This window comes from Sphingomonas sp. A2-49 (assembly GCF_025548555.1).
In the GTDB taxonomy this organism is placed as follows: Bacteria; Pseudomonadota; Alphaproteobacteria; order Sphingomonadales; family Sphingomonadaceae; genus Sphingomonas.
In genome coordinates, this window is record NZ_JAJLPA010000003.1 from 71,513 (window position 1) to 96,995 (window position 25,483).

Genomic DNA, 25,483 nt, shown 5'->3' on the forward strand with positions numbered 1-25,483 from the left:
GCTCCCCTAAGGGCCGGATAACGCTTCAGCGCCACCCCGCCGCGTGCGACCCGACGGTCCGCGGCGCCACTACGGGACCGACACATGCTCCGCGATCCTTCGACCAAATACCGCCCCTTCCCGACGATCGACCTGCCCGACCGCCGCTGGCCGTCGCGCGTCATCACCCATGCCCCGCGCTGGCTGTCGACCGACCTGCGCGACGGCAATCAGGCGCTGATCGACCCAATGGACGCGGAAAAGAAGACGCGGTTGTTCGACCTGCTGGTGAAGGTGGGGCTCAAGGAGATCGAGGTCGGCTTCCCGTCCGCCGGCGCGACCGAATTCGACTTCATCAGCGGCCTCGTCCGGCAGGACCGCATCCCCGACGACGTCTTCGTCCAGGTGCTCACCCAGTCGCGCCGCGACCTGATCGAGACGAGCTTCGCCAGCCTCGACGGCGCGAAGCAGGCGATCGTCCATCTCTACAACGCGGTGTCGCCCGCGTGGCGCAAGATCGTCTTCGGCATGTCGCGCACCGACGTGAAGCAGATCGCGATCGACGGCGCCATGGTGCTGCGCGACGAGGCGGCGAAGCGGCCGGACACCGACTGGCGTTTCGAATACAGCCCGGAAACCTTCTCCACTGCCGAGCTCGACTTCTCGGTCGAGGTCTGCGCCGCGGTGATGGACGTGCTGCGGCCCACCGCGGACCGGCCGATCATCTTCAACCTGCCTGCCACCGTCGAATGCGCGACGCCCAACGTCTATGCCGACCAGATCGAATGGTTCGGCCGCAACATCCCCAACCGCGACGCGGTCGTGATCTCGCTGCACACGCACAACGATCGCGGTACCGGCGTCGCCGCGGCGGAGCTCGGCCTGATGGCGGGCGCGGACCGGGTCGAAGGGTGCCTGCTCGGCAACGGCGAACGCACCGGCAATTGCGACCTCGTGACCGTCGCGCTCAACATGTACACGCAAGGGGTGGCGCCGGGGCTCGACCTGTCGGACATCGACGGCATCGTCAACACGGTCCATTACTGCACCAACCTGCCCGTCCATCCGCGCACGCCCTATGCCGGCGAGCTCGTCTTCACCGCCTTTTCGGGCAGCCACCAGGATGCGATCAAGAAGGGCTTCGCCGCCCAGGCACAGCGCAACGACGATCTGTGGGAGGTGCCGTACCTGCCGATCGATCCCGCCGATCTCGGCCGCAGCTACGAAGCCGTCATCCGCGTCAATTCGCAGTCGGGCAAGGGCGGCGTCGCGTGGGTGATCGAGCAGGACAAGGGGCTGAAGCTGCCCAAGCGGATGCAGGCCGACTTCAGCCGCCACGTCCAGGCGCTCGCCGACGAGACCAGCCGCGAACTCGGCGCCGCCGACATCTGGGCGCGGTTCGAGCGAACCTATCTGCCGCACGACGACGATCGCTTCGTGCTGCGCGATTACGACGAGACGGGGAGCGCGGGCGACCGGCTGTTCGTCGGGCGGGTCGCGGTCGACGGGGTCGAACGGTCGATCTCCGGGCGGGGCAACGGCCTGATCTCGGGCGTGATCGCCGCGCTGGGCGAGACCGGGCCCGACCTCGACGTCGTCGATTACAGCGAACATGCGATCGGCCACGGCGCCGATGCGCAGGCCGCAGCCTATGTCGAATGCCGGACCGCGGACGGGCGGACGGTGTTCGGCGTCGGCCTCGACACCGATATCGCGACCGCGAGCGTGCGCGCGGTGCTGAGCGCGGCGAACCGGGCCTAGGGCGGACGGGCGCTGGCGGCACGCGAACGTGGGGATCGTGCGGCTGCGGACATTGTCGTCGCACGCCGCGATCTCTAGGCTGAAGGCGTGTGGACCTTTGCACTGTGGAGCCTGGCTGCCTTCGTCGCAGCCCGGTATTGCCTTACGAAGTCGGTAAACGACCTTCACCGCCGCAAATTTGCATCTGGTTTTATCGGGCTGGCAAGCGCAGCGATCTTTCTGCTGACTCCTGTCCATTCGACCCACGCCATTAAAATTGACCTTCCCGCCTGATCGAGCCTGTTGCTTACGACGGTTTGCCACAATGCCGCCCGTGTGAGCAGAACGCCCATCTCGCGCGGCTTACTTGACGAATTTTGTTGTTGTAATACATTGACTGACACGGCGCAGGGCGATGCGAGTGATACTTTCCGGTTGCAACCGTCCGAACCATTCTAGAGTGTCTATTCTTTGGTCGACGAAGGGATATCTAAGATGAAATGGATGCTCTCCGGCGTTATGCTGGCTTACGGGCTAGGGTCAGCGGCCGCAGTTTCTGCCCAAGTATCCGGAGCAGGGGGGCGCGCGACGGACGCCCGTGCGGTCGGTATCAGTGACAGAGGCGTCAGCGAAATCTTCGAACGCGCCCGGATCAAACGAGAAAAGGACGCGCGGATCAGAAAACTTGAGGCCGGAAAACGCGACCGCCTCAAACGTGGATCCGCGAAGGCGACGACTGACTAGATCGGTATCCGGCAGCGGCGTCTTCGATGGCCTGATCTCGGGCATGATCGCTGCGCTGGGCGCGACCTCGATGTCGTGGATTACAGCGACATGCGATCGGCCACGGCGCCGATGCGCAGGCCGCAGCCTATGTCGAATGCCGGACCGCGGACGGGCGGACGGTGTTCGGCGTCGGCCTCGACACCGACATCGCGACCGCGAGCGTGCGCGCGGTGCTGAGCGCGGCGAACCGGGCCTAGGGCGGACGGGCGCTGGCGGCGGCCTGATCGTGGCGATCGTGCGGTTGCGGACGATCGACGTCCTTTGCGGATTAAAAGCGGACGCTTAGGGACTGCCCAACGGGCAGGTCCGACCATGCGTGGGTGAGCTCATCGATCGTCTGCCGGATAGCTTCGACCTCGGCCGGGGCTATTGGCGCGACCAGCGGGCCATCCGTTCCACACGCATGCTCATAGACCGCGATCAGGTCCGCTGCGGGCACACGGCCGCCCCACATCTCGGCTTGAAACGTCTCCACCAGCCGTTCGACTGCCGCCTCCATCGGTCCGCCCGATGTCGTAAACGCGACCGGCCTACCTTCGCGAAGAAGGGACAGAAACCCTTTGTGGGTTACCGTGCTTTCGACGGCATAATGGATCATGTCGTGCGGTAGGATGCCCTGTTTGGGGCATTGGACCGTCTCGCTCGGTAAGCCGTCACGCTCGACGCGCAGGTCATCGAACTTGCCGTCACGCTTCGTGAAAGTGAGGAGCATATCGCCCTTTCTGCCAGTCAGCCTCGGGCGACAAGATCACGCGTCCGCAACAGCTGCCACCCCCCTATCGACGTCGCACGATCTCGCAGCCTACGCCGGCGTCCGGGTACACGTCCAGCTTCATCGAGCGCACGCGCACCTCGCGGACGCGTGCGTCGGCAAGGCACAATGCCGCCACCGCCTCGACCAGCGTTTCCTGCAACGCCAGCGGCGGACCGCCGGCCAGTCGCAGGATACCGTCGCGCAGAAAGTCGTAATCGAGCACGTCGGCGATCCGGTCGGCGCTCGGCGGGGCCGAATATTCGACGGTCATCCATACCGACAGCCGGACGCGTTGGGGGGCGGCTTCGTGCGGGTGGATGCCGAGCCGCATCATGACGTCCAGCGCGTCGAGGATGATCGTATAGTCAGCCATCGGCGAATCCGAACATCACGTCGCGATCGCTGCGGACGAAACGCTGGCCGCAGTCGACGTACAGCGTCTGGCCGGTGACGCTGCGCGCGCCGAGCAGGTACACCACCGCCGCCGCGACCGCCTCCGCGCCGACCGGGCGGCGCAGCAGATTGTCGGAGGCGACCGCCGCGAAGGCAGCGTCGCTCTGGTCGCCGCTGGGCAGCGTGATGCCGGGCGCGACCGCGTTGACCCGGACCTTCGGCGCCAGCGCCTGCGCCAGCATTCCGGTCGCCCCGGCCAGCGCATATTTGCTCAGTGTATAGCTGAAGAAGTCGGGATTGGGGTTGGCGAGCTTCTGGTCGAGCAGGTTGACGACCGCCCCGGCGTCGAGATCGCCCTGCCCGGCAAGCGCGGCGGCGAGCATGGCGGGCGTGACGCAGTTGATCGCATGCAGCCGGGCGGCGAGCGCGGGGTCGACGGCCTCCGGCCGGTCGAACGCGAACAGCGAGGCGCTGTTGACCAGCCCCGTGATCGCCCCCCCCGCCGCCGCGCGGGCGCGCGCGAACAGATCGGCCGCCGCGGCGGGATCGGACAGGTCGCCCGCGACCGCCACGCCGCCCAGCTCGTCCGCCAGCGCGCGCGCCGCGTCCGCGGATGTGCCATAATGGATCACCACGTCTGCACCGGCGGCAACCACCGCCCGCGCGATCGCCGCGCCGAGCCGTTTCGCGCCGCCGGTGACGAGCACCGTGCCGGTCAGCATCCCATCAGCGCCAGCACTTCCTTGCGGCTGCGCTCGTCATCGCGGAACACGCCCATCATCCGGCTGGTCACCATCGACACGCCAGGGGTGCGCACGCCGCGCGCGCTCATGCAGGCATGGCTCGCCTCGATCACCACGGCCACGCCCTGCGGCTTCAGATTGTCCCAGATGCAATCGGCGACCTCCGCGGTCAGCCGTTCCTGCACCTGCAACCGCCGCGCGAAGCCGTGCAGCACGCGCGCCAGCTTGCTGATGCCGACGACATGATTCTTGGGCAGATAGGCGATGTGCGCCTTGCCGATGATCGGCGCCATATGGTGTTCGCAATGCGACTGGAACGGAATGTCCTTCAGCAGGACGATCTCGTCATAGCCGCCGACTTCCTCGAATACCCGCTCCAGATGCGTCGCCGGGTGATCCTGATAGCCCGCGCAATATTCCTTCCACGCCTTGGCGACGCGGCGCGGCGTGTCGATCAGCCCTTCGCGGTCGGGATCGTCGCCCGCCCAGCGAATGAGCGTGCGGATCGCCGCCGCGACGTCTTCGGGCACCCTCGGCGCAGCCGCCGCGTCGACCAGATCGCCGTCGTCGGGGCTCGCTGCGCGATCAGTCATGATCCACCCCGTCGTTCACGCTGCACCGCACCCAACCATGATTTCGATTCTGCAAAACTATCGTCCTGACCGCACATCCCAACACCCCCGGTTTACCGGGGATAAATCGATTGACGCAACAATTTCGGCCGCAGTAGCTTTGCCATACCCAAAACTAGAACTTCCGTATCGCCGGCATCAGACCGAGCGGACGGATCAGGGAGAGGATGGCATCATGAGGAAGTTCGAACTGCTCGCGGCATCGGCGCTCGTCATGCTGCCGGCGATTCCCGCCGCCGCGCAGACGGGCGATACCACGTCCGCTCGGTCGACGGCACCCACCAACGCTCCCGGACAGGACGCGCCCGGCACGCCGGCCACCACCGATACGCAGGGCAATATCGGCGACATCGTCATCACCGCGCAACGCCAGTCGCAGCGGTTGCAGGACGTGCCGATCGCGGTCAGCGCCTTCACCGCCGAAACGCTCGAGAAGCAACAGATCGTCAATCCCGCCGCGCTCCAGCAGTCGCTGCCCAACATCACCTTCACCAAGACGAACTTCACGTCGTCGAGCTTCACGATCCGCGGCATCGGCGACCTGTGCGTCGGCGTCACCTGCGACCAGGCGACCGCGATCCACGTCAACGACATGCCCGTCCAGAATACGCGCCTGTTTGAGTCCGAATTCTTCGACCTCGAACGGATCGAGGTGCTGCGCGGGCCGCAGGGCACGCTGTTCGGGCGCAACGCGACGTCGGGCGTCGCGAACTTCATCACCGCCAAGCCCGACCTCGGCGGCATCCGCGCCGCGGGCGAGGTCGAATACGGCAATTACGATTCGAAACGCGCACGCGCGATGCTCAACCTGCCGCTGGGCGACACGCTCGGCGTGCGGGTGGCCGGCACCTACCTCAAGCGCGACGGCTATACCCGCAACCTCTACGACAACAGCCGGATCGACGATCGCGACCTCTATTCGGTCCGCGGCACGCTGTCGTGGGAACCGTCCAGCGACACCCGGATCGACCTGATCGGCTATTATTTCCGTGAGAAGGACCATCGCAGCCGCATCCAGAAGCAATTGTGCCACCGCGACCCCACCGGGGTGCTCGGCTGCCTGCCGGATACGTTGCGCAACGAGACGACGAACGGCAATTCGACGCTGTCGTCGATCCAGTCGTCGAACGAATTCCTGACCATCGCATCGGCGGCGGCGGGCGGCATCCTCGGACGGTTCGGGCTCGGCAGCGTCTATGGCGCGGACGTGTTCACCGGCGTCGCCAACCCGCGCGACGTGCGGACGGTGAACGTCGATTTCACCCCCACCTATTTCGCCGACGAGGAGCAATATACCGCCAAGATCTTCCACGATTTCGGCGCCGTGTCGCTGAACGTTACCGGCGGTTACCAGCGCAGCGCGGTCGTCTCGCGCGTCGATTACACGCTGGCGGTCGAAAACCCGCTGACCGGCAATGCCGGGCTGGCGCAGCTCAACGCGCTGGGGCGTGCGGGATCGCCCTTCGCCTTCCTCAACACCGTGCGCCAGACGCTGATCCCGAACGGACCGGCCGGCGGCGTGTGCCAGTCGGACAGCGATCCCAGCAACACCGGCATCTACGGCGGCCATACGATCGGCTGCTTCGCCCAAAGCATCGATTTCGACGAATCGAGCCAGCGCAGCCATCAATATTCGGTCGAGGCGCACCTCGACAGCAAATTCGACGGGATGTTCAATTTCCTGCTCGGCGGCATCTATTACGATTCGACGGTCAACAACAACAGCTATTACGTCAACAGCTTCGGGCTGGACTATGCCTCGGGCCTGCTCGGCGCGCTGGCAAGCGGCGGAACCGCCTATTTCGGATCGCCCTATTATCGCAGCAACACCGATTACTATCGCCTGACATCCTATGGCGCGTTCGGCGAAACCTATTTCGCCTTCAACGACACGCTCAAGCTGACGCTGGGGCTGCGCTACAACCACGACCAGAAGTTCGCGCGGGCGCGCACCACCTATCTGGTCGATGCCAACGGCAACAACCCCTACACCCCTTATGGCGCGACGAGCCTGTCGGATTCGCGCAACTATAACGGATCGTTCGTCAATCCCGTGACCGGTGCGACCGTGCCGCAGCTCGATTACGACGCGACCCTGGCCGGTGCCCAGCCGTTCCAGGAAACCGCGGTGTCGTTCGGCCGGCTGACCGGACGCGCGGTGCTCGACTATCGGATCACCCGCGACAATCTGATCTACGCCTCCTATTCGCGCGGCTATAAGTCGGGAGGCATCAATCCGCCGCTGTCGCCGGTCTTCTCGGTTCCGTCGACCTTCGCGCCCGAGACGGTGGATTCGTTCGAGGTCGGGTCGAAGAACACGTTCGGCAATGGCACGCTGCGGCTCAACCTCACCGGCTTCTATTACCGGTACAAGGGGTTGCAGCTGAGCCGCATCGTCGCGCGGACCGCGGTCAACGACAATGTCGATGCCCATATCTACGGCGTCGAGGCGGAAGCGATCATCAGCCCGACACCCGCGCTGGTCGCCAACATCAACTTCAGCTACCTCAAGACCGAGGTCGCCAACGACAAGTTCCTGGCCAACCCGCGCGATCCGTCCGGCGGCCGGTCGGATGCGGTCATCATCAAGGATATCACCAACGCGTCCAACTGCGCGGTCGTACCGACCACTGCGGGCAACGTCGCGGGCGTCAACACGCTGGTCGGCGCGTTCAATTCGGGCGCGGGGCTCCGCGCGCCGACCGCCATCCCCGGCACGACCACCACGGGCGCGTTTTCGATCTGCGGCACGCCGGGCGGCACCAGCGCGAGCCTGACCAGCCTGATCGCCAATCCGCCGGCGACGCTGCGCGCGCTGTTCGCGACGCCGACCGGGCCGTTGCCGTTCACCGTGCTGGGATCGGGCGTAGCGGTGAACATAGCGGGCAACCGGCTGCCGCAGGCGCCGACGTTCAAGGCATCGGTCGGCATGCAATATACGCTCGACATGGGCGCGAGCGGCTGGACGGTCGTGCCGCGCGCCGACCTCAACTATACCGGCAACAGCTACGGATCGATCTTCAACGGCAATATCGACCGGATCCCGGGCTATGAGGTGGTCAATGCACAGGTGCAGGTGAACGCACCCGGCGACCGCCTCTACGTCCGCGCCTTCGTCCAGAACCTGACGCGCAACGATGCGGTGACCGGCCAATATGTGACCGACCAGTCGTCGGGGCTGTTCACCAACATCTTCACGATCGAACCGCGCCGCTACGGCCTTGCCGCCGGGTTCCGGTTCTGACCGCCCGTTGCAACCCTTTGCCCGGCCGCGCGATTCCATCCGGCAACAGGATGACAGGAGACGAAGGATGAAGGATCCCAAGCGCGGCGACGAAGTGCGCTGGAAGAGCCATGGCGGGACCGCCCATGGCGTCGTCGAGAAGAAGCAGACCAGCGATACGCAGATCAAGGGCCATACCGTCAGGGCGTCCGAGGACGATCCGCAGTACATCGTAAAGAGTGACAACGGCGGCAAGGCGGCGCACAAGGCGGCCGCGCTCAAAAAGGCGTGACTCTCAGAGCCCCGGGCTGGACCGGGAGCGAACAGGAAGGAATGCGATGGCTACTACTCCCAAGACCGGCGGCATCCACGCCCCCGTGCAGCCGTCCCCCGAGCTGGGGGCGATCGTCGGCAACGAGAAGCTGCCGCGCAGCCAGGTCATCAGCAAGGTGTGGGACTATATCAAGTCCAACAACCTGCAGAATCCGGAAAACAAGCGCGAGATTCTTGCCGACGACAAGCTTCAGAAGGTTTTCGGTCGCGACAAGTGCACGATGTTCGAGATGAACAAGTACATCTCGCAACACGTAAAGGCCTGATCGGCGGACCGCCCCGGGGGCATCGCGCCGACATCGGCCGGCGATGCTCCCGACAGCGGCCGGGCCGCAATGGCGTCAGCCCCTCGGCTTGGCGGTCAGGAACGGCAATGTGATCGCCGAATACAGGATCATCGCGACGCCCGCGGCGACATACAGCCAGAAGCTCAGCGGACGCATGTCAAACGCCCGCCCGGGCAGCGTGACAGGTCGCCGAGCCGTGCGGGCGCATGCCGCTGAACTGCGCGCCTGTGTCGGACATCGGACTCTCCGCTACGATTGGGTGCGCCATCACGCTACGATCGGATTGTTGCAGCAATTTTGCAACCGGCCGCGTTGGACTGCACGTTCGGCGATGGCCGATCGCCCGGGTTGGCACGACGGGAGCAGCGGGGGGAGACCCGAAAACCGCCGTGCCGCGACCGAGATGGGGCGAGCGGGCGCCGCTTGCAATATGTTTTCCATCAGGGACTTGAGGCACTGTGCCGTGCCGGCACGGATGATCGCTGGCGACCGGTTCGACGGGATGCTCTCATCCTGTCCGCGGCGATGATGGTGACCCCGGCGCGATTCGAACGCGCGACCTACAGATTAGGAATCTGGCGCTCTATCCTGCTGAGCTACGGGGCCACTGCCCGCGGTGATATCGCCGGTGCCCCGCCGGGTCCAGCCTCGCCGCGGGTCAGTTGGCCTTTTCCGGCGGCACCACGGGCAGCGGCAGGGGCGCGACCGGCACCCCCTCCGCCACCAGCGCCTGCGCATCGGCGATGCTCGCCCGGCCGTGGATAGGGCGGCTGTCCTCCTCGCCCTGATGCATCGCGCGGGCGCGCTCCGCAAAGGCACTGCCGACCCATTGCGACCCCGCCAGGGCCTTCGACTGCATGTCGGCGAGCCGGCGCAACGCTTGTTTTATCGCGGCGGGCGGCGGCGGATCGTCGCGGCGGTTGCCCTTGCCGCTGAGGCTGGGCGCCATCACCGCCTTGCCCACCCGTACGTCGCCGCAGAGCGGGCACGCGACCTGCCCCGCCGCGGCCTGCTCGTCATAGGCGCGACTCGACCCGAACCACGCCTCGAACACATGGCCGGCCTCGCACCGCAGGTCGAACACGATCACGCGCGCAGGACCGGCGGGATCGGCCGTCGGTGCGCCAGCGTCGGGATTCGCGCGCGCACATCCGCGACGCGGGCCGGGTCGATCTCCGCAAAGCCGAGCCCCCTCGCCTGCCCCATGTCGAGCAGCACGTCGCCCCACGGATCGACCACCAGCGAATGGCCATAGGTCGTGCGCCCGTCGGCATGCGATCCCGCCTGCGCTGCCGCCACGACGAAACAGCCCGTCTCGATCGCCCGCGCCCGCATCAGCGCGTGCCAGTGCGCCGCGCCGGTCGGGTGGGTGAACGCCGCCGGGATCGCGAGGACGCTCGCCCCCGCTTCCGCCAGCGCCGCGAACAATGCCGGAAAGCGCAGGTCGTAGCAGATCGCCAGCCCGAGCGGGCCGATCGGCGTCTCGACGACCGTCGCCGTCTCGCCGGGCGCATAGGCCGCGCTCTCGCGCCAGCTCTCGCCATTGGGCAGGTCCACGTCGAACAGGTGGAGCTTGTCGTAGCGCGCCCGGATCGCGCCCGCCGGATCGATGACGAAGCCACGATTGGCCAGCCGGCCGTCCGGGCCACGCACCGCGAGCGATCCGACATGGACCCAGATCCCCGCCGCTGCCGCGGCATCGCGCACGGTGGCGAGCACCGGGTCGTCAGGCTCGGCGTGAATCGATGCGGCGGCACGGGCGCGGTCGCGATCGAGCAGGCCCGCCATCTCCGGCACGAACAGCATCGTCGCGCCGTTCGCGGCGGCGGCGGTGATCCCGTGGCGCAGGTCCGCCGCATTGACCGCGGGATCGATCCCGCTCGTCATCTGGAGCAGCGCGATCCGCACGCCCGCGACCGCCGGATCAGCCGGCCAGCAGCGGATCGAGCCCGCCACGCGCGTCGAGCGCGGCGAGATCGTCCGAACCGCCGATATGCCGGCCGTCGATGAACACCTGCGGCACCGTCGTACGGCCATTGGCGCGCTGGATCATCTCCTGCCGCTGCGGTCCGCCCATGGTGATGTCGTGTTCCTCCGCCTCGACGCCCTTGGCGGCGAGCAATCGCATCGCGCGCGAGCAATAGGGGCAGAACGCCTTCGTGTAGATTTCGACCTTTGCCATGCCCCCGACGTGTGGTGTGCGACCGGTGATGTCAATCCGCCGGCACGTCCGCGTCGTCCCCGCCGTCGTCGATCACGCGGGCCCAGCACAGGATCGTCACCGACGCCGCGCCCGCCGCGCGCAACGCGCGCGTACAGGCCGCCGCGGTCGCGCCGCTCGCATGGACGTCGTCGACGAGGCCGATCGCCCTGCCCTGCACCCGCGCCGGCTCCGGCACCGCGAACGCGCCGGCAACCGCGCGCCGCCGGCCGGCGGTGCCCAGCCCGCGCAGCACATGCGTCGCACGATGCCGCACCAGTGCCAGCGGATCGTGCGGCACTCCGGTCAACCGGTGCAGCGCCGCAGCGATCAGCCCCGCCTGATTGTAGCCGCGCGACCACAGTCGCCAGCGATGCAGCGGCACCGGCACCAGCAGATCGAGCCCGGCCGGCATCACCGGGACGATCCGTTCCGCCATCGTCGTCGCGATGCCGATCCGCCGGCCGTATTTCAGCTTCAGCGCCAGCTGCCGCGCGATCGGTCCATAGGCGACCGCGGCACGGATGCCGGCATGGCGCGGCGGATCGGCAAGGCACATCGCGCACCGGGCCTGCGCGCCGCGATCGTAATCGAACGGCAGGTTGCATCCCGCGCACCACGGCGGCGCGAGCAGGCGCAGACGCCCCCAGCAGGCAGCGCAGAACCGGTGATCGTGCTGCACCGGCACTCCGCAGCCGGGACACCGCGGCGGCAGCGCCAGCGCGACGACGGAGCCGACCGCGCGCGCACCGATCGCCGCGATCCGCCCGACGCGCCCGTTGCCGGTGATTGCCCCCAGTGCGTCGATCGATGCCATCCGCGCTTGTCGCCCGGCGCGGCAAGGCGCACAAGCCGGCCGTGACCACAGCAGACCGTCCCGCCGACATCTTCGATCGTACGGCCCGCCGCCGTCGCCGCGACCGGGCGGCGCAGGGCGGCTATCCCGCTCATGCCTTCCTGCGCGACGTCATGGTCGAGGGGCTGATGGAGCGGCTCGACGCGGTGAAGCGCGACTTCGCCGACGTGCTCGACATCGGCACCCCCGATACGCAGATCGCCGTGCCGCACGCACGGATCGCGCGCTTCGATCCGGGACTGCGGTTCGCGCGCGCCGCGGGCGGCGTCCAGGGCGACGAGGACCGCCTGCCCTTTGCCGACGCCTGTTTCGATGCGGTGCTGAGCGCGGGCCTGCTCGACCAGGTCAATGATCTGCCGGGCGCGCTGGCCTTGATCCGGCGCACGCTGCGTCCCGACGGCCTGTTCCTCGGCGCGTTCCTCGGCGGCGGCAGCCTGCCCGCGCTCCGCGCGGCGCTGCGGGTGGCGGAGGGCGACCGGCCGGCCGCGCGGCTGCACCCGCAGATCGACGTCCGCTCGGCCGGCGACCTGCTCGTGCGCGCCGGCTTCGCGCTGCCCGTCGCGGATGTCGAGACGCTCGACGTGCGCTATGCCGATTTCGGGCGCCTGCTCGACGACCTGCGCGGCATGGCGGCGGGCAATATCCTGACGCAGCGCACGATGATGACGCGCGAAACGCTGTCGCGCGCCGCGGCGGCCTTTGCCGCAGCGGCCGGCCCCGACGGGCGCACGACGGAACGGTTCGCCATCGTGTTCGTCACCGGTTGGGCGCCCGATCCCTCGCAGCCCAAACCGGCGCGGCGTGGCAGTGCGGTCGCATCGATGGCCGCGGCGCTGAAGCCACCCGCGTAAGGGGCGGCGGCGCGCTACTGGAGCAGGCCGCCTTCGGCGTCGCGCGCCAGGATCCGGCCCATCGCCTCGAACAATGCATCCATCGCGACCGGCTTGAACAAGACGTCGTCCGCCCCCGCCGCCATGCAGCGTTCGCGCAGGTCGAGCGCGGTATCGGCGGTAATGACGATGATCGGCACGTTCGCCTTGCTGTCGCTGCGCGTGCGGATGTGTTCGATCGCGGTGATGCCGTCCATGCCGGGCATGCGCAGGTCGATCAGCAGCATGTCGAAATCGTTCGTGTCGAGCGCCGCCAGTCCCAGTTCCGCGCTCTCCGCCTCCGCCATATTCGCCCCGGCAACGTCGAGCATGTCCCGTACGACGCGCCGGTTCATCCGGTCGTCCTCGATGAACAGCACGTTCATCGCCTGGACATCGACACGGTGGGAGGTTTCGGCGTCAGCATGACTCCCGTCTACGCTTCATGCCGCCTGCGACACAAGCGCTGGCGCGCACGGCGGATACAGGGTTGCGACCAATGACGCACCGGTGACGGGCTTGATAACGTTGACCAATCCGCCATGGCTGCGATCGACGTGGTCGGCGTCGGTGCCCGCCGGCCACAGGACGACGACCGCGACGCCCTGCCCGGCGGCCCGCGCCAGCCACGCATCCTCTCCGATCGCCGCCTGCGCCGCGACGGCCAGCGCGCCGTCGACCAGCAGGCGCGCGACCCCGCCTTCGCCGAGGCGCGCGACCGCTTCGTCGCGGGTCGACGCCAGCACGATCGTCGGCGCGTGCGGCGCCATCAGCGTCTTGAGCATGTTGCGCGTGATCGGATTGCGATCGACGATCAGCAGCGCATCGTCGTCGACGCGCGCCGCCACCGGTTCGGCCGCCGCCGCGGCATGGACGAGCGGCAGGTCGACCGTGAAGCACGACCCCTCGCCGTCGCGACTCGCCACCTGCACGTCGCCACCCATCGCGCGCGCGAGGTTGCGGCAGATCGCCAGGCCGAGGCCGGTCCCGCCGAAGCGCCGCGTCGTGCTGGTGTCCGCCTGGCGGAAGGATTCGAAAATCGTCTCGCGCGCGTCCGCGGCGATGCCGACGCCGGTGTCGGCGATGGTGATCCGCAGGCGATCTTCGGCGACCGTGCCCGCCGTCAGCGTCACGCTGCCGCTGGCGGTGAACTTCAGCGCGTTGGACATCAGGTTGAAGACGATCTGGCGCAGCCGGGCGGCATCGGCGACGATCATGCCGGGACACGCATCGAGGTCGCGCGCGAACGCCAGCCCCTTCGCCTGCGCCTGATCCTCCCACAGCCGCGTCGATTCGGCCAGCATCGCCTTCAGGTCGAACGGCGCATGCTCGATCGTCAGGTTGCCCGCTTCCATCTTGGCGACGTCGAGGATGTCGTCCACCAGCGCGCGCATCGTCACGCCGGCGCTGTGGACGACGGACAGGCGGTCGCGCGTCGCGCCGCCGATCGCGCGGTCGGCCAGCATCACCTGCGTCATCCCCAGGATGCCGTTCAGCGGCGTGCGGATTTCATGGCTGGTGGTCGCGAGGAATTCGGTCTTGGCGGCAAGCGCCTTGCCCAGCGCGGCGTTGGTCACGGCGAGGTCGGCGTTGGCGTCGCGCACCTCGTTTCGGCTGCGGCGGATGGTGACGAGGCCGACGGCCAGCATCCCCACGAGGATCGCGGCGGCGCCTGCCGCGCCCAGGAAGACGTTGCGCTGCGTCCGGGTGCGCGCCTGTTCGTACGCGACGTTGCGCCGGGCCTCGTCGCGCTGGAGGTTGGCGATCTTCAATTCCTGGTTCGCGAAGTCGAACCGCGCCGCCATCAGCGCCGCATTCTTCGATCGCGCCAGCGCGGTCGCCTCGTCGTCGAGCCGCTTCAGCGCCACCAGATGTTGCAGCGCCAGGTCGTGTTCCCCCGTCGCGCGGTAGATCGTGTAGGCGGTGCGATGCGCGGGCCGGTCCATCAGCGTCGTGCGCGACATGTCCTCGTCGCGGAACCGTTCCGAGATGAGCGCGCGCGCCCGCGACAGGTCGTGCCGCTGGAACGCCGCCTGCGCGCCGAGCGCAACCAGCAACTTGCGATATTCCCCGCCCTCGCCGCCCCGCGCGATCGTCAGCCCCTCCGCGATCGCGCGCTCCGCACCGGGCACGTCGCGATCGAGCAGTCGCGCCTCCGCGATGTTGCCGAGGACGAGGACGCGCAACAGCGGACTGCCGATCCGCTCGGTCAGCGCCAGCGCCTCGCGAAACTGCGCCTCCGCGGCGTGATACCGGCCGAGGTCCTTTAGGGCGATCCCTCGACTGTTATAGAGCGTTAGCGCCAGCGTCGGATCCGACCTGTAGATCGCCAGCGCCTGTTCGAAATAGCGCAGCGCATTCGCGTGGTCGTTTGCCTCGCTGTACAACGAACCGATCGCCTGCAACGCCTTCGATTGGCTGCGCCCGTCCCCCAGTTGCTGGAAAATGGCATGTGCCCGCTGATAGTCGTCCAGCGCGTCGGCGACGCGCGCCTGTACGGTGTTGATCCAGCCGCTCGACAGCAGCGCGTCCGCCTGCAGTTTGGAACGCGGCGCAATCCGGTCCGTAATCTGCAATGTCGAATCGATAAGCGCCTTGGCCCGTTCGGTCTGGTTCAGCCGCATCCAGGCTTCGCCCTGTAGCCATATCGACGTCGCGTGCATCAGCGATCGCTCGTCCGATACGGTTTGCCGATCCGCCAACTGCTGAGCGGCATACGCCTGATCGGCGGCAAGCCGCGGATCGCTCAGCATCGTCGCCCGCGCCTGCGCGACGAGATCGTCGAACTGCTGTCGTGAAATCGGCGTCGCGCCGGCGGTGCCGACACCGGCCAGCAGAATCAGCAGGTAAAGCGACAACCGCGCAAGGAGGTGCCCGCCGCGCATCGATCAGGCCGTCTTGCGGGTCGTGCCGAACGTTCCGAAGGACGCCAGCGGGTCCGACGCCGGAAGGCGGTGCCGCCCGTCGTCCAAATATTGCACAAGGGCATCCAGAACGACGGGTCGGCTGATGAGATAACCCTGGACCATGTCGCATCCCATCACGGTCAGCAGTGCCAAAGCGGCGTTCGTCTCGACGCCCTCCGCAACGACCTCCATCTCGAGCGCATGGGCAAGGTCGATCGTCGAACGAACGATCAGAGGGTCGCGGTGCGAACTGGTCAGCTGTGTGACGAACAGCTTGTCGATTTTCAGTTCCCGTGCCGGCAGCTGCTTGAGATAGGCGAGCGACGACAGTCCGGCACCATAATCGTCGATTGCGATCGTAATCCCGAAGTCCGCGAAGGTCTGCAGATTGGCGATCGCGCTGGCCGGATCGCGAATGACCGACGTTTCGGTGACCTCGAAGCCTAGACACGCATCGGCATCCGCAATCAGACTGCATGCTTCGCGCACGAATGCGGCGTCGGCCAGCGACTGCCCGGAAATGTTGATGAACAGCCGCAGCTCGTGGCCCTTCGACGACAGATGCCGCTGATCCGCCATGGTTTTTCGGATCGCCCATAACGTCATCCGGTCGATTAGCTGATACTGTTCGGCGACCGGAATGAAATCGTTGGGCATGACGAGCCCGCGCGTCGGATGCTGCCAGCGGATCAGCGCCTCGGCACTCGTTATCTCTTGCCGACGGACGTGTACTTTCGGCTGATAGTGCAACACGAGTTCGTCGCGCTCGATCGCCGCATCCAATTCGCGGGCCAGCTCACTGGCCTCTATCCCGGATCGGATCGCGGCGGGATGCGGGATGACCCGGCCTGCGCGCGCGGCCGCCAGCGCCGCTTCGGCCTCTTCGACCAGCGCCACCTCGTCGAATGGCGAGGCACACGTCGCCGCGCCGCCAAAGCTGAGCGATATCGCGACCGACTCGCCATCTATCGACAGCCCCCGGACGCAGGCGCGGTCGATCGCGGCCGAACATATGCCGATCGCGTCCGGCGCCCGGTCGTCGAAGGAACAGCCGACCTGCCCGGCGCCGACCACGGTCACGGTCGCCGAGGGCATCACGTCCCGCGCAATGTGGGCCAGCGCGTCGGCGATGCGGTCCGCACCCGCGCACCCCAGGCGTCGGCGCAACTCGACGAAATTCGCGACCTCGACCAGAAGGTGACAACGGTAGGGCCGGCATGAACCCGCAGGGCTGTCGCCGCTGCGCCCAGCTACGGTCGATTCCACGTCATCCGGGCGAGGCACTAACGTCATTACCCTCCCCGCCTAGCCGTCAGGGTTGAAAATTGCGTTAATCCTAACCCGACGTCGATCCGGTGTTTCTCCGGTTGAGAATTCCTGAATTTCCGGTTAACGTTACCGTGCATCCTTGAGGTGCCAAAACAAGGGAGACTGGCATGTTCGCATTCTTCGTAGAATTCCTGGTGTCGCTCAGCGTCCACATTCCGCCCTGGTAAGTGGCGTTCGCGGCTCGGAATCGCTTATTCACGTCAACATGGTTGACTGAGTAGCATTCCGGGCCAATTTTCGGTCGCGCCAGCGGCCGATATTCAGCGAAACCATTCGCTCGTACTTGTCACGTGTGTGATGACCCTGCGCCCGAAAACTAAGTTCCTGCGGGTGTAATACCTGTGGTCGAGCGGCGCCAGCGGGCCCAGTTCCACCCTCGATTGCGCCAGTTGACTCCGGGCTGCCACAATAGCGCAGCGGCGGTTTCGACTGCTAACGCGTGCGCATCATTCGACATCGTGCCAGTTCTACGCGTCCACGCGACGGCGGCTTGGTACAGCCGGATTATTGAATACCATATCGTCGTCCACCGACCCCAGTTTCAGCGAGACGACGTCGAGCGCGTAATTCTGGTTGAGTCGCCACGGCTTGCGTACGCCCTGCCGCGGCAGTCCGGGGAGCGCGCGCTGGATGTAGCCGGAGGTGAAGTTGACGAACGGCTCGGTCGCCATGCCCGAATCGCTGTTGTGCGGTGTCGCCTGACGCAGGCCGCGGCGCCGCATCGTGTTGAGCAGCCGGCAGACATAGGTCGCGACCAGATCCGCCTTCAGCGTCCACGACGCGTTGGTGTAGCCGAACGTATAGGCCAGATTCGGGACGTCCGAAAACATCATCCCCTTGTATTGCAGGGCCTTGCCCAGATCGACCGGCGTGCCGTCGACGCGTAGCCGCACGCCGGCGAGCAATTGCAGCTCGAGGCCGGTCGCGGTGACGATGATGTCGGCGGGCAGGTCCTCCCCCGATTCGAGCCGGATGCCCGTTTCGGTGAAGCGCGCGATCCGATCGGTCACCACCGATGCATCGCCGCGCTTCAGGCTTTCGAACAGATCGGCGTCCGGGACGAGGCACAGCCGCTGGTCCCACGGATCGTAGCGCGGCGTGAAATGCGTATCGACGTCGTAGCCGGGGCCCAGATGGTCGCGGACCATCCCGATCAGCCGCGCCTTGAACTTGGCGGGGCTCCGGCGGGCGATCCGGTAGAACAGCATGCCGGTCAGGACGTTCTTCCACCGCGTGATGCCATACGCGGCCTTGCCGGGCAGCGCGCCGCGCAGCCAGTTCGCGACTTTGTCCTGCGACGGGCGCGAGACGACATAGGTCGGCGAGCGTTGCAGCATCGTGACGTGCGTGGCACGCTTCGCCAGTTCCGGCACGAGCGTGACCGCGGTCGCGCCGCTGCCGATCACGACGACGCGCTTGCCGTCATAGTCGAGGTCGTCGGGCCAGAGCTGCGGATGGACGATCCGGCCCGCGAACCGCCCGGCGTCGGGGAAGTCGGGCGTGTGCCCGCCGGCATAATTGTAATAGCCCGAACACATGCAGAGGAAGTTGCAGGTGAAGACGAGCGGCTCGCCCACCGGCCCGGTCGCCTCGACCGTCCAGCGCGCGTCCGCCGTCGACCATGATGCAGCGGTGACGTGGTGGCCGAACCGGATGTGCCGGTCGATGCCATAGGTCCGCGCGGTGTCCTCGACATAGGCGCGGATCGAGGGGCCGTCGGCGATCGACTTGGCATCGGTCCAGGGATGGAAGGCGAAGCCGAGCGTGTGCATGTCGCTGTCGGATCGGATACCCGGATACCGAAACAGGTCCCAGGTCCCGCCCAGCGCGGCCCGCCCCTCGAGGATCGCATAGCTGCGGTCGGGACAGCGGGTTTGCAGGTGATATGCCTGTCCGATACCCGAAATGCCGGCGCCGACCACGATCACGTCCAGATGTTCGGCCATCGGCCCCTCCGCCATACCCGTTTTTCGGTTTAGCAGAGGGGCCTATCGCAGAACGGCTCAATAGTCTTTCGAATATTTCAGCCTGGCGTCCGACCCGCCGGCCGATCCGGTCGACGTCAGCAGGCTGAGCGCCCGGGTCAGCGCGATCTCCAGCTGCGTCGCGGTAAAGCCGCGCGCGTCGGTGACGATCTCGACATAGATGTCGTCGGTCAGGTATTTGCCCGCCGCCAGGCTGGTGCCGCGGCCGCTCGCCTGATCCGCGCCCAATACGCGCAGCCGGTCGAACCCGGTCGCCGAGCGCAACTTGCCGAGCGGGTTGAGCCCGCCGCCGCCCGATCCCCGCAACGAGTTGAGCGCGCTCGCCAGCTGGATCGCCTCGGTCGCCGACAGGTTTTCGGGGTTGGTCCCGAACAGCAGGCGGCTGAGCACCTCGTCCTGCGGCAATGCGGGGGTCGAGGTGAAGGCGATCTGCGGGCGCTGGCCCGTGCCGGTGATCGCGATCACCGCGGTGATGCCATTGACCGTGGTCGATGCCTGGATGTTGATGTCGGGATCGGTCAGCTGGCCGCCGCGGAAGCGGATCGTACCGCGTGTCACCTCGAACCTTTTGCCCGCAAACGAATAGGTGCCGCGCACCAGGTCGAGCCCGCCGGTGATCGAGGGCGCCGCCGAGGTGCCGCCGATTTTCAGGTTCATCTCCCATTCCGATTCGAGCCCCATGCCCGACACGAACAGCTGGTTTTCGGCGCGGACGGTGAGGTCGAGCCGGATCAGGCTCACCGGCGCCGGCTTCGGCCGGTCGGTCGGGCGCGACGTCACCAGCTGGCTCTTGCGGCGGACGCCGGTCAGTTCCGGCACCTCCGCCTGCCCCTGCCGGATGATCTGGTAGCGCGCTTCGGGGATGTTGAGGTTGCCCTGCAGCAGCCCGCCGTCACGTCCGTAGGTGAAGCGCACCGTGCCCGACGACGTCGCCGCCAACGCGTCGCTCTTGGCGAGCTGCGCCCGGTCGAGCGTCGCGCGCAGGTCGATCGGGAAACCGCTGTCGGCCGCCAGTCCGACGCTGCCCTGCGCCCGGACGCTGCCGTCGCCGGCGCGCGCCGTCAGGCCGGTGAGGTCGAGACGGTCGTTGGTGAAGCGCGCCGCGATCTTCATCTGCGACAGCCGCGTGCCGTAGGTTTCGTTGTCGTAGGTCAGGTTGTCGGCGCGGATCAGCCCGTTGAGCCGCGGCGCGGACACCCGGCCGGAGAAGTCGGCGGCAACCGCGATCGGCCCGGTCAGCTGCTGGCCGGGCAGCGCGGCGAGGCTGAAGAGCACCGCAGACGGGCCGTTGTAGCGGATACCGCCCGACAGCGGGGCCTGCATCAGTCGCGTCGTCCACGATCCCGCACCCGGCGGCAGCGGACGCAGCGTCGCGAGCATGCGGCCCACGGTGGTCGGGCCGCGCTTGACCAGCGCCCGCGCCTCGCCACCATCGGGGACGAGGCGTCCGACGAACTGCACGTCGACGGGTTCGGACACCGCGGCGATGCCGGTGCGCTGGAAACCGGCGATCGCGATGCGCGCATCCGCCGCCGGAATGGCGCTGCCCTGCTGCCGATAGTCGAGGCTGCCGGTCACCGCGCCCGACAGGCCGAGATCGGGGACGAAGGCGGACAGCATCGACAGGTTGAGCCTGTCCAGCCGCGCCTGCGCCGCAGTGACGCCGCCGCCGAACGAACCGGCGACCCGCGCCGAACCGGCGCCGTGACCCTGCCCGAAATCGATCCGCGTGGCGGCGAGGCGATAGGCGTTCGCCACCGTGGTGATGCGCGCCGGATTGACCGTGCGGAACGGGATGTTGTTCGCCTGGCCCTGCGCGGCGATCAGATAGCTGCCCGGCGATAGCTGCGCATTGATCGCGACGCGCAGCGGCACGCCGCTCGATCCGGTGAGCAGCGCCTGCGCGGTGCCGCGCCCGCCGACATAGTTCACCTTGGCGCGCATCGCCTGCACGACGAACGCATTGTAGCGCGTGTCGGCGACCTGGACGTCGGCCACCACCTGCGGCGCCTTCGGGAACATGACGACGCTGGCATCGACGATCGCGCGCCCGATGGTGAAATCGGCATAGCCGGGGATCGTCGCGTTATAGGCGCGCGCGGTCACGTCGGCGCGCTGGTATCCCGCCTGGTTTGCGAGGCGGACATTGCCGGTGATGCCGCGACCGGCGAATTGCAGCGCGCCCGCGAACGGCCCCGCCGGCGTCGCCGCGACCCGCCCGCGCCCGACGATGCCGGCGAAGACGATGCGGTTGACGTCCACGGTCAGCCGCGGGCTCGGCCGCACGAGCACGTCGGCGGTGAACGGCCCGTAGTCGGTGCCGCCGCTCGCGGTCACGGCATAGGCGCCGCCGCGCCCGACGACGCGCGCGTCGAGATCGACCAGGCCGATGCCGACTCCCGGCCGCGGCGCGCGCAGCACGACCACCGGGGCGGTGGCGCTGCCGGTGACGCGCGCGGACAACGGGCCATATTGCGTCGAATAGGCCTCCGCATCGACCAGCACGCCGCCGGTCGCCGGATCGAACCGACCCGCGCCGCGGGTCACGCGGAACTGCGGCGCGGTCATGCGCAGGTTGCGGAAGGTGACGATGCCTTCGGGGCTATACGCGACGTCGCTGCGAACGATGGCGTTGCCGCCCAGGAATTCGCGCACGCCGCTGTTGAACAGCTGGCGGGTCTGCGCGACGACGCGCCCGGTGATGCCGAAGCCGCCGTTCGCCCCCGCGACCAGCTTGGCGTCGGTCGACAGGTCGAGGATGCCGATGCTGTCGAGGCGATAGTTGTTGACCCGTCCCTTCAGCGCGCCGGTATAGCGGCCGGTCTGCGTGTTGGCGACGACGATCGCGGTCGCATCGATGCTGTCCGACCGGATCTTCAGATTGTCCGACAGGATGTTGGGCATCGATATCGCGAAATCGCCCTGGATGCGGACGTTGTTGGCGAGGCCGCCGACCGCGGCGTTGAGCCCGGTGACGCGCCGCGCCCGCGCGGTGACGGGCACCAGGATGCGGTCCGCGTTCACCCGCGCCAGCCCTTCGGCATAGACGTTTTCGATCGTGGTCGTGCCGAAACCCAGCGCCGCGGCGTTGATCTTGTAGTCGACCGTCGGCGTCGCGAATGCGCCGTCGAGCACCACGCGCGCCATGACGTCGCGACCGCGCAGGTTGGGCGCGATCGCGCCAGGAGTCAGCAGCCGCGCATTGACCGCGAAATTGCCGAACCGGCTGTTGGCGAGGTCGAGCAGGCCACCCGCGTCGACCGCCAGCGCGTCGGATTTCAAGGTCATCCGCGTATCCGCCTTGCGGTCGTTCAGCGTCGTGTCGATCGCGACGTCGAGCCGCGGGGCGGTGAGCCGTTCGACGGGCCCCTGGAGATAGAGTCCCGGCCTGGTGAAGCCGCGTAGTTCGATATGACCGCTGCGCGCATTCACGTTGAGGTCGGCAAGCTGACCGCCCCCGAGCGTCGCGCGGGCGCGGCCCTGCCACGCCTGCCAGCTGCCGCGCCCGTCCACCGTCGCGGTCAGCGGCGCCTTCAGCGACCCCATCGTGGCGACGACGCCGCCGACGGGCGCATCGAGCTTCAGGTCGACGTCGAGCTTGTTCCGCTCCGGCACGGCGTCGAGCTTCAGGTGCAGCGTATCGCCCCCGGCGACGCCGGGACCGCGCAGGGCGGCGGCGTCGGTGACGAGCTGCGCGCGGCGATCCGCGATGTGGACCGCGCCGTCGAGCCGGACGATATGGGTCTGGCCGGTGACCGGCTTCGCGATGACGAGCCGGCCGACGTGCAGCCGGTTCACGTCGATGTCGAGATCGGGGAGCAGCGGCGCGTTCGCGTCGGTCGGCGGGGTCGGCTTGAGTTCGGGCCGGCGCGCGAGCGTCACCAGGTCGGTGGACAGCGACCGGACGTCGACATGGTTGCTGGCGAAGGCGAACGGGCGCCAGTCGACCGCGAGCCGCGGGCTGGTGAGGAACACGCCCCTGGGATCGGCGACGCGGACGTCGGACAGCACCATCCGGCCATACAGCGATCCGTCGATCCGCCCGACCTTGATGTTGAGTCCCGACGCCGTCGTGTAGCCGCCGATGCGGTTGGCGACGAAGCGGCGGCCGGGATCGGTGTTGATGCCCAGCACGACGATGCCGACGAGCAGGACGAGCGCGAGCAACAGGACGAGCAGCCATTTGAGAATGCGTTGCCACAGCGGACGCCGCGGCGTCGGCGCGACGGACGGGGTCGGTTCGGTCGCGGCCATGTCCTGCGTCATCAGAAGGCCTGCCCGATCGAGATATACAGCGCGACCTTGCCGTCGCCCGGCCGCGGGTTGAGCGGCGTCGCCACGTCGATCCGCATCGGCCCGAAATTGGTGTAGAAGCGGCCGCCGATGCCGGCGCCCATCTTCAGGTCCGATCCCTTGGGTAGGCTCGATTCATAGCTGTTGCCGGCATCGAGGAAGGGCACGATGCCGAAATTGCCGAACCGATAGCGAGCCTCCAGCGCGAATTCGTTGAGGCTGCGGCCACCGACCGGATTGCCCTGCGGATCGAACGGCCCGAGCCGCTGGAAACCGTAGCCGCGCACCGATCCGCCGCCACCACCGTAATAGCGGCGCGACGGCGCGAGGTCGTCGCGCGCGATCCCCTGGATCGATCCGGCGCGCGCGCGCCCCGCGATCACCAGGCTGGGCGAGACGGGATAGTAATAGGTCGCCTCGATCATCGTGCGGACATAGGGCTTGAAGCCGCCGCTCACCGATCCTTCGGGGCTGAGGTTCAGGCGCAGGCGATAGCCGCGCGTCGGATTGAGCAGGCTGTCGGAGGTATCCCACTGGACCTGGCCGGGCAGCGCCGCGATGCCATAGGTCCGTCGGACGCTCTCGCCGCGCCCGAAGTCGTAGACGCTCTCGTTCGTACCGACCAGCTCGCCACCGTAATAATAGGTGAAGCGCTTTTGCCAGATGGGGGTCGAATCGTAGCTCCAGCGCGCCGACAGCGTGCCGGTGAAGGCGTCGAACGCATCGTAATTGCTGTGATTGGCGCTGGCGAGCGCGGTGAAGGTCCGGTCGCGGCGGCCCGCATTCGAGCGGCGGAACGTGCCCGATATCCCCTGCTCCTGCGTGCCCGCCACGATCGTGCCGATCAGCGCGCCTTCCGGCGGAAACAGGTTGCGGTGCGTCCAGCTGCCCTCCGCCTTGAAGCCCTGTCCGGTCGAATAGCCCGCGCTCCCGGCGAGGCTGCGCGCCGGCCCCTTGGTCTGGCGCACGAGCAGGTCGACCGCCTCCGTCCCGTCGGGATTGGTGCGGCCGGTGCGCTGCGGCTCGACCGCGACGCTGGAGAACAGGCCGGTGGCGACCAGCGCGTCGCGCAGATCGTCGGTCTTGCGGCTGTCGTACAGGTCGCCGTCGTCGAACCGCGGGAAGACGTTGAGATGGTCGATCCCGAACACCGGATCGCCGGTGGTGACGAGATTGCCGAAGCGCGATCGCGGACCGGTATCGACGGGCAGCGTATAGGCGCCGGTCGCCTTGGCCGATTGGTCGTCGAGCAGGATGTCGCGCTCGCCGACCTTGACGAAGGGATAGCCCTGTTGCGGCAGCACGAGGCTGACGTTCGCCTCCGCCCCCTGGATCCGCGCCGCCTCGATCGGATCGCCGACGCGCAGCGGCAGGTTGCGGGTGAGCAGGTCGGGCGGGGTCACCGCGGGCGCGTCGATCGTCACCGACGACAGCGTGTAGAGGCGCCCCGGGGTCGCGGTCACCGTCGCCAGCAACCTGCCCGGGCGGGTCGCATCGGACGCATCGGGCACGGTCTCGATCAGCGAGATGGCGGTGCCGTCATAATAGCCGAGCGACTTCATCAGCCGTACCGCCAACGCCTCGTCCTCGCGCGCGCGCGCCGCGACCTGCGTCGCGTTGGCGGCCTTGCCCTTGCCCTCCTCCAGCGCCGACAGCGCCTTGAACTGGCCGGCCAGGTCGAGCTTCTCCAGCCCCTTCAGCCGGGTGACGTAGCGGATCTGCGGCGCGTCCTTGTCCTTGACGTCCGCCGCGGTCTGCAACGGCGTGGTGTCGAAGCCGGTGAGTGGCGGGAGCGGCTGCGCGAGTTCCGCGCTTTCGGGGGCCGCCGCCGGGAGCGTGCCGTCCGGGTTGACCAGCGGCGGCGCGGCGGCCTGCGATGCCGGCGGCGTGGCGGCGGGTGACGTGGTCGCGGGGGAGGCGGCGGCGGGCATCGGTTCGAGCGGCGCGTTGATGTCGCCGCTCAGCGGCGGCAGCGCTGCGTCGAATTCGGCGTCGGGGACGATCGGGGCGTTGCCGTCAGCGCCCGCGGCGCCGGCCTGCGGGTCGGACGCCGGCGCTGCCCGTTCGGCTGGTTTGGGGGCATCGGGACCGCGTGCGGGGGCGACGCCCTGCTGCTGATTGAACTGCCCGGCCGCCGGCGACGCCACGAGAGCGAGCGCGAGCCAGTGATGTCGT

General features: G+C 67.9%; 20 protein-coding genes, 1 tRNA gene and 1 pseudogene. 7 read left to right on the plus strand and 15 right to left on the minus strand.

What is annotated here, in order from left to right:
- Window positions 1-84: 84 nt before the first annotated feature.
- The 3 genes and pseudogenes from leuA to LPN01_RS19120 form a co-directional block, all read left to right on the plus strand.
- Window positions 85-1,740 (plus strand): 2-isopropylmalate synthase, encoded by a 1,656-nt coding sequence (gene leuA / locus LPN01_RS05445; RefSeq protein ID WP_262827349.1) that lies wholly within the window; start codon window positions 85-87, stop codon window positions 1,738-1,740.
- Between the two features lie 474 nt (window positions 1,741-2,214).
- The gene (locus LPN01_RS05450) at window positions 2,215-2,463 is read left to right on the plus strand and encodes a hypothetical protein (RefSeq protein WP_262827350.1); all 249 of its coding nucleotides are present in this window, start codon (window positions 2,215-2,217) and stop codon (window positions 2,461-2,463) included.
- Window positions 2,462-2,702, plus strand: a pseudogene (locus LPN01_RS19120) (alpha-isopropylmalate synthase regulatory domain-containing protein); the annotation flags it as partial. The gene LPN01_RS05450 and the pseudogene LPN01_RS19120, both read left to right, overlap by 2 nt.
- Window positions 2,703-2,773: 71 nt before the next feature.
- Here LPN01_RS19120 and LPN01_RS05460 read toward each other — a convergent pair.
- From LPN01_RS05460 to folE, 4 genes are all read right to left on the minus strand, one after another.
- On the minus strand, window positions 2,774-3,217 hold the full coding sequence (locus LPN01_RS05460) for a hypothetical protein (RefSeq protein ID WP_262827351.1): 444 nt from the start codon (window positions 3,215-3,217) through the stop codon (window positions 2,774-2,776).
- A gap of 64 nt (window positions 3,218-3,281) precedes the next feature.
- Window positions 3,282-3,632, minus strand: coding sequence for a dihydroneopterin aldolase (locus tag LPN01_RS05465; RefSeq protein ID WP_262827352.1), 351 nt, complete (start codon window positions 3,630-3,632; stop codon window positions 3,282-3,284).
- A complete protein-coding gene (locus LPN01_RS05470; RefSeq protein WP_262827353.1) occupies window positions 3,625-4,374 on the minus strand; it encodes an SDR family oxidoreductase in 750 nt (249 codons plus the stop codon). The genes LPN01_RS05465 and LPN01_RS05470 overlap by 8 nt, the downstream gene beginning before the upstream one ends.
- The gene (gene folE / locus LPN01_RS05475) at window positions 4,368-4,988 is read right to left on the minus strand and encodes a GTP cyclohydrolase I FolE (RefSeq protein WP_262827354.1); all 621 of its coding nucleotides are present in this window, start codon (window positions 4,986-4,988) and stop codon (window positions 4,368-4,370) included. The genes LPN01_RS05470 and folE overlap by 7 nt, the downstream gene beginning before the upstream one ends.
- A gap of 214 nt (window positions 4,989-5,202) precedes the next feature.
- Here folE and LPN01_RS05480 point away from each other — a divergent pair, with 214 nt between their 5' ends.
- The 3 genes from LPN01_RS05480 (at window position 5,203) to LPN01_RS05490 (ending at window position 8,849) form a co-directional block, all read left to right on the plus strand.
- Window positions 5,203-8,271 carry a TonB-dependent receptor gene (locus LPN01_RS05480; RefSeq protein WP_262827355.1) on the plus strand — a complete coding sequence of 1,023 codons (3,069 nt, stop codon included), beginning with the start codon at window positions 5,203-5,205 and terminating at the stop codon, window positions 8,269-8,271.
- Window positions 8,272-8,338: 67 nt separating this feature from the next.
- Window positions 8,339-8,542 (plus strand): DUF2945 domain-containing protein, encoded by a 204-nt coding sequence (locus LPN01_RS05485; RefSeq protein WP_262827356.1) that lies wholly within the window; start codon window positions 8,339-8,341, stop codon window positions 8,540-8,542.
- 46 nt (window positions 8,543-8,588) lie between these two features.
- Window positions 8,589-8,849 carry an SWIB/MDM2 domain-containing protein gene (locus LPN01_RS05490; protein WP_262827357.1) on the plus strand — a complete coding sequence of 87 codons (261 nt, stop codon included), beginning with the start codon at window positions 8,589-8,591 and terminating at the stop codon, window positions 8,847-8,849.
- 550 nt (window positions 8,850-9,399) lie between these two features.
- On the opposite strand, the gene LPN01_RS05495 is transcribed toward LPN01_RS05490, so the two are convergent.
- From LPN01_RS05495 to LPN01_RS05515, 5 genes are all read right to left on the minus strand, one after another.
- Window positions 9,400-9,476: transfer RNA gene (locus tag LPN01_RS05495), tRNA-Arg, on the minus strand.
- A gap of 52 nt (window positions 9,477-9,528) precedes the next feature.
- Entirely contained in the window at window positions 9,529-9,960 is a 432-nt protein-coding gene (locus tag LPN01_RS05500; protein WP_262827358.1) for a DUF1178 family protein, read from the minus strand.
- Window positions 9,957-10,778, minus strand: coding sequence for a carbon-nitrogen hydrolase family protein (locus LPN01_RS05505; RefSeq protein WP_262827465.1), 822 nt, complete (start codon window positions 10,776-10,778; stop codon window positions 9,957-9,959). The genes LPN01_RS05500 and LPN01_RS05505 overlap by 4 nt, the downstream gene beginning before the upstream one ends.
- Before the next feature lie 16 nt (window positions 10,779-10,794).
- A complete protein-coding gene (gene grxC, locus LPN01_RS05510; protein ID WP_262827359.1) occupies window positions 10,795-11,052 on the minus strand; it encodes a glutaredoxin 3 in 258 nt (85 codons plus the stop codon).
- A gap of 31 nt (window positions 11,053-11,083) precedes the next feature.
- Window positions 11,084-11,887, minus strand: coding sequence for a ComF family protein (locus LPN01_RS05515; RefSeq protein ID WP_262827360.1), 804 nt, complete (start codon window positions 11,885-11,887; stop codon window positions 11,084-11,086).
- Window positions 11,888-11,928: 41 nt separating this feature from the next.
- Between LPN01_RS05515 and LPN01_RS05520 the strand changes: the two genes are divergently transcribed.
- Complete coding sequence (locus LPN01_RS05520) at window positions 11,929-12,777, plus strand: methyltransferase domain-containing protein (protein ID WP_262827361.1); 849 nt, start codon at window positions 11,929-11,931, stop codon at window positions 12,775-12,777.
- Window positions 12,778-12,791: 14 nt separating this feature from the next.
- On the opposite strand, the gene LPN01_RS05525 is transcribed toward LPN01_RS05520, so the two are convergent.
- The 6 genes from LPN01_RS05525 to LPN01_RS05550 form a co-directional block, all read right to left on the minus strand.
- Window positions 12,792-13,181 carry a response regulator gene (locus LPN01_RS05525; RefSeq protein ID WP_262827362.1) on the minus strand — a complete coding sequence of 130 codons (390 nt, stop codon included), beginning with the start codon at window positions 13,179-13,181 and terminating at the stop codon, window positions 12,792-12,794.
- Between the two features lie 57 nt (window positions 13,182-13,238).
- Complete coding sequence (locus LPN01_RS05530; RefSeq protein ID WP_262827363.1) at window positions 13,239-15,680, minus strand: ATP-binding protein; 2,442 nt, start codon at window positions 15,678-15,680, stop codon at window positions 13,239-13,241.
- 3 nt (window positions 15,681-15,683) lie between these two features.
- The gene (locus LPN01_RS05535) at window positions 15,684-16,967 is read right to left on the minus strand and encodes an EAL domain-containing protein (protein ID WP_262827364.1); all 1,284 of its coding nucleotides are present in this window, start codon (window positions 16,965-16,967) and stop codon (window positions 15,684-15,686) included.
- A 530-nt stretch (window positions 16,968-17,497) separates the two neighbouring features.
- Window positions 17,498-18,976: a flavin-containing monooxygenase gene (locus LPN01_RS05540; protein WP_262827365.1), complete on the minus strand. Its 1,479-nt coding sequence runs from the start codon at window positions 18,974-18,976 to the stop codon at window positions 17,498-17,500.
- Between the two features lie 57 nt (window positions 18,977-19,033).
- A complete protein-coding gene (locus LPN01_RS05545) occupies window positions 19,034-23,281 on the minus strand; it encodes a translocation/assembly module TamB domain-containing protein (RefSeq protein WP_262827366.1) in 4,248 nt (1,415 codons plus the stop codon).
- The gene (locus LPN01_RS05550) at window positions 23,281-25,455 is read right to left on the minus strand and encodes an autotransporter assembly complex protein TamA (protein ID WP_410482800.1); all 2,175 of its coding nucleotides are present in this window, start codon (window positions 25,453-25,455) and stop codon (window positions 23,281-23,283) included. The genes LPN01_RS05545 and LPN01_RS05550 overlap by 1 nt, the downstream gene beginning before the upstream one ends.
- Between the last annotated feature and the right edge of the window lie 28 nt (window positions 25,456-25,483).

Bases quoted from the DNA above. Each gene is read 5' to 3' on its own strand.
- LPN01_RS05465 (WP_262827352.1), bottom strand. From the start codon at position 3,632: ATGGCTGACTATACGATCATCCTCGACGCGCTGGACGTCATGATGCGG.
- LPN01_RS05525 (WP_262827362.1), bottom strand. From the start codon at position 13,181: ATGAACGTGCTGTTCATCGAGGACGACCGGATGAACCGGCGCGTCGTA.
- LPN01_RS05540 (WP_262827365.1), bottom strand. From the start codon at position 18,976: ATGGCCGAACATCTGGACGTGATCGTGGTCGGCGCCGGCATTTCGGGT.
- LPN01_RS05460 (WP_262827351.1), bottom strand. From the start codon at position 3,217: ATGCTCCTCACTTTCACGAAGCGTGACGGCAAGTTCGATGACCTGCGC.
- LPN01_RS05485 (WP_262827356.1), top strand. From the start codon at position 8,339: ATGAAGGATCCCAAGCGCGGCGACGAAGTGCGCTGGAAGAGCCATGGC.
- LPN01_RS05450 (WP_262827350.1), top strand. From the start codon at position 2,215: ATGAAATGGATGCTCTCCGGCGTTATGCTGGCTTACGGGCTAGGGTCA.
- leuA (WP_262827349.1), top strand. From the start codon at position 85: ATGCTCCGCGATCCTTCGACCAAATACCGCCCCTTCCCGACGATCGAC.
- LPN01_RS05515 (WP_262827360.1), bottom strand. From the start codon at position 11,887: ATGGCATCGATCGACGCACTGGGGGCAATCACCGGCAACGGGCGCGTC.
- folE (WP_262827354.1), bottom strand. From the start codon at position 4,988: ATGACTGATCGCGCAGCGAGCCCCGACGACGGCGATCTGGTCGACGCG.
- LPN01_RS05470 (WP_262827353.1), bottom strand. From the start codon at position 4,374: ATGCTGACCGGCACGGTGCTCGTCACCGGCGGCGCGAAACGGCTCGGC.
- LPN01_RS05530 (WP_262827363.1), bottom strand. From the start codon at position 15,680: ATGCGCGGCGGGCACCTCCTTGCGCGGTTGTCGCTTTACCTGCTGATT.
- LPN01_RS05480 (WP_262827355.1), top strand. From the start codon at position 5,203: ATGAGGAAGTTCGAACTGCTCGCGGCATCGGCGCTCGTCATGCTGCCG.
- LPN01_RS05545 (WP_262827366.1), bottom strand. From the start codon at position 23,281: ATGACGCAGGACATGGCCGCGACCGAACCGACCCCGTCCGTCGCGCCG.
- LPN01_RS05490 (WP_262827357.1), top strand. From the start codon at position 8,589: ATGGCTACTACTCCCAAGACCGGCGGCATCCACGCCCCCGTGCAGCCG.
- grxC (WP_262827359.1), bottom strand. From the start codon at position 11,052: ATGGCAAAGGTCGAAATCTACACGAAGGCGTTCTGCCCCTATTGCTCG.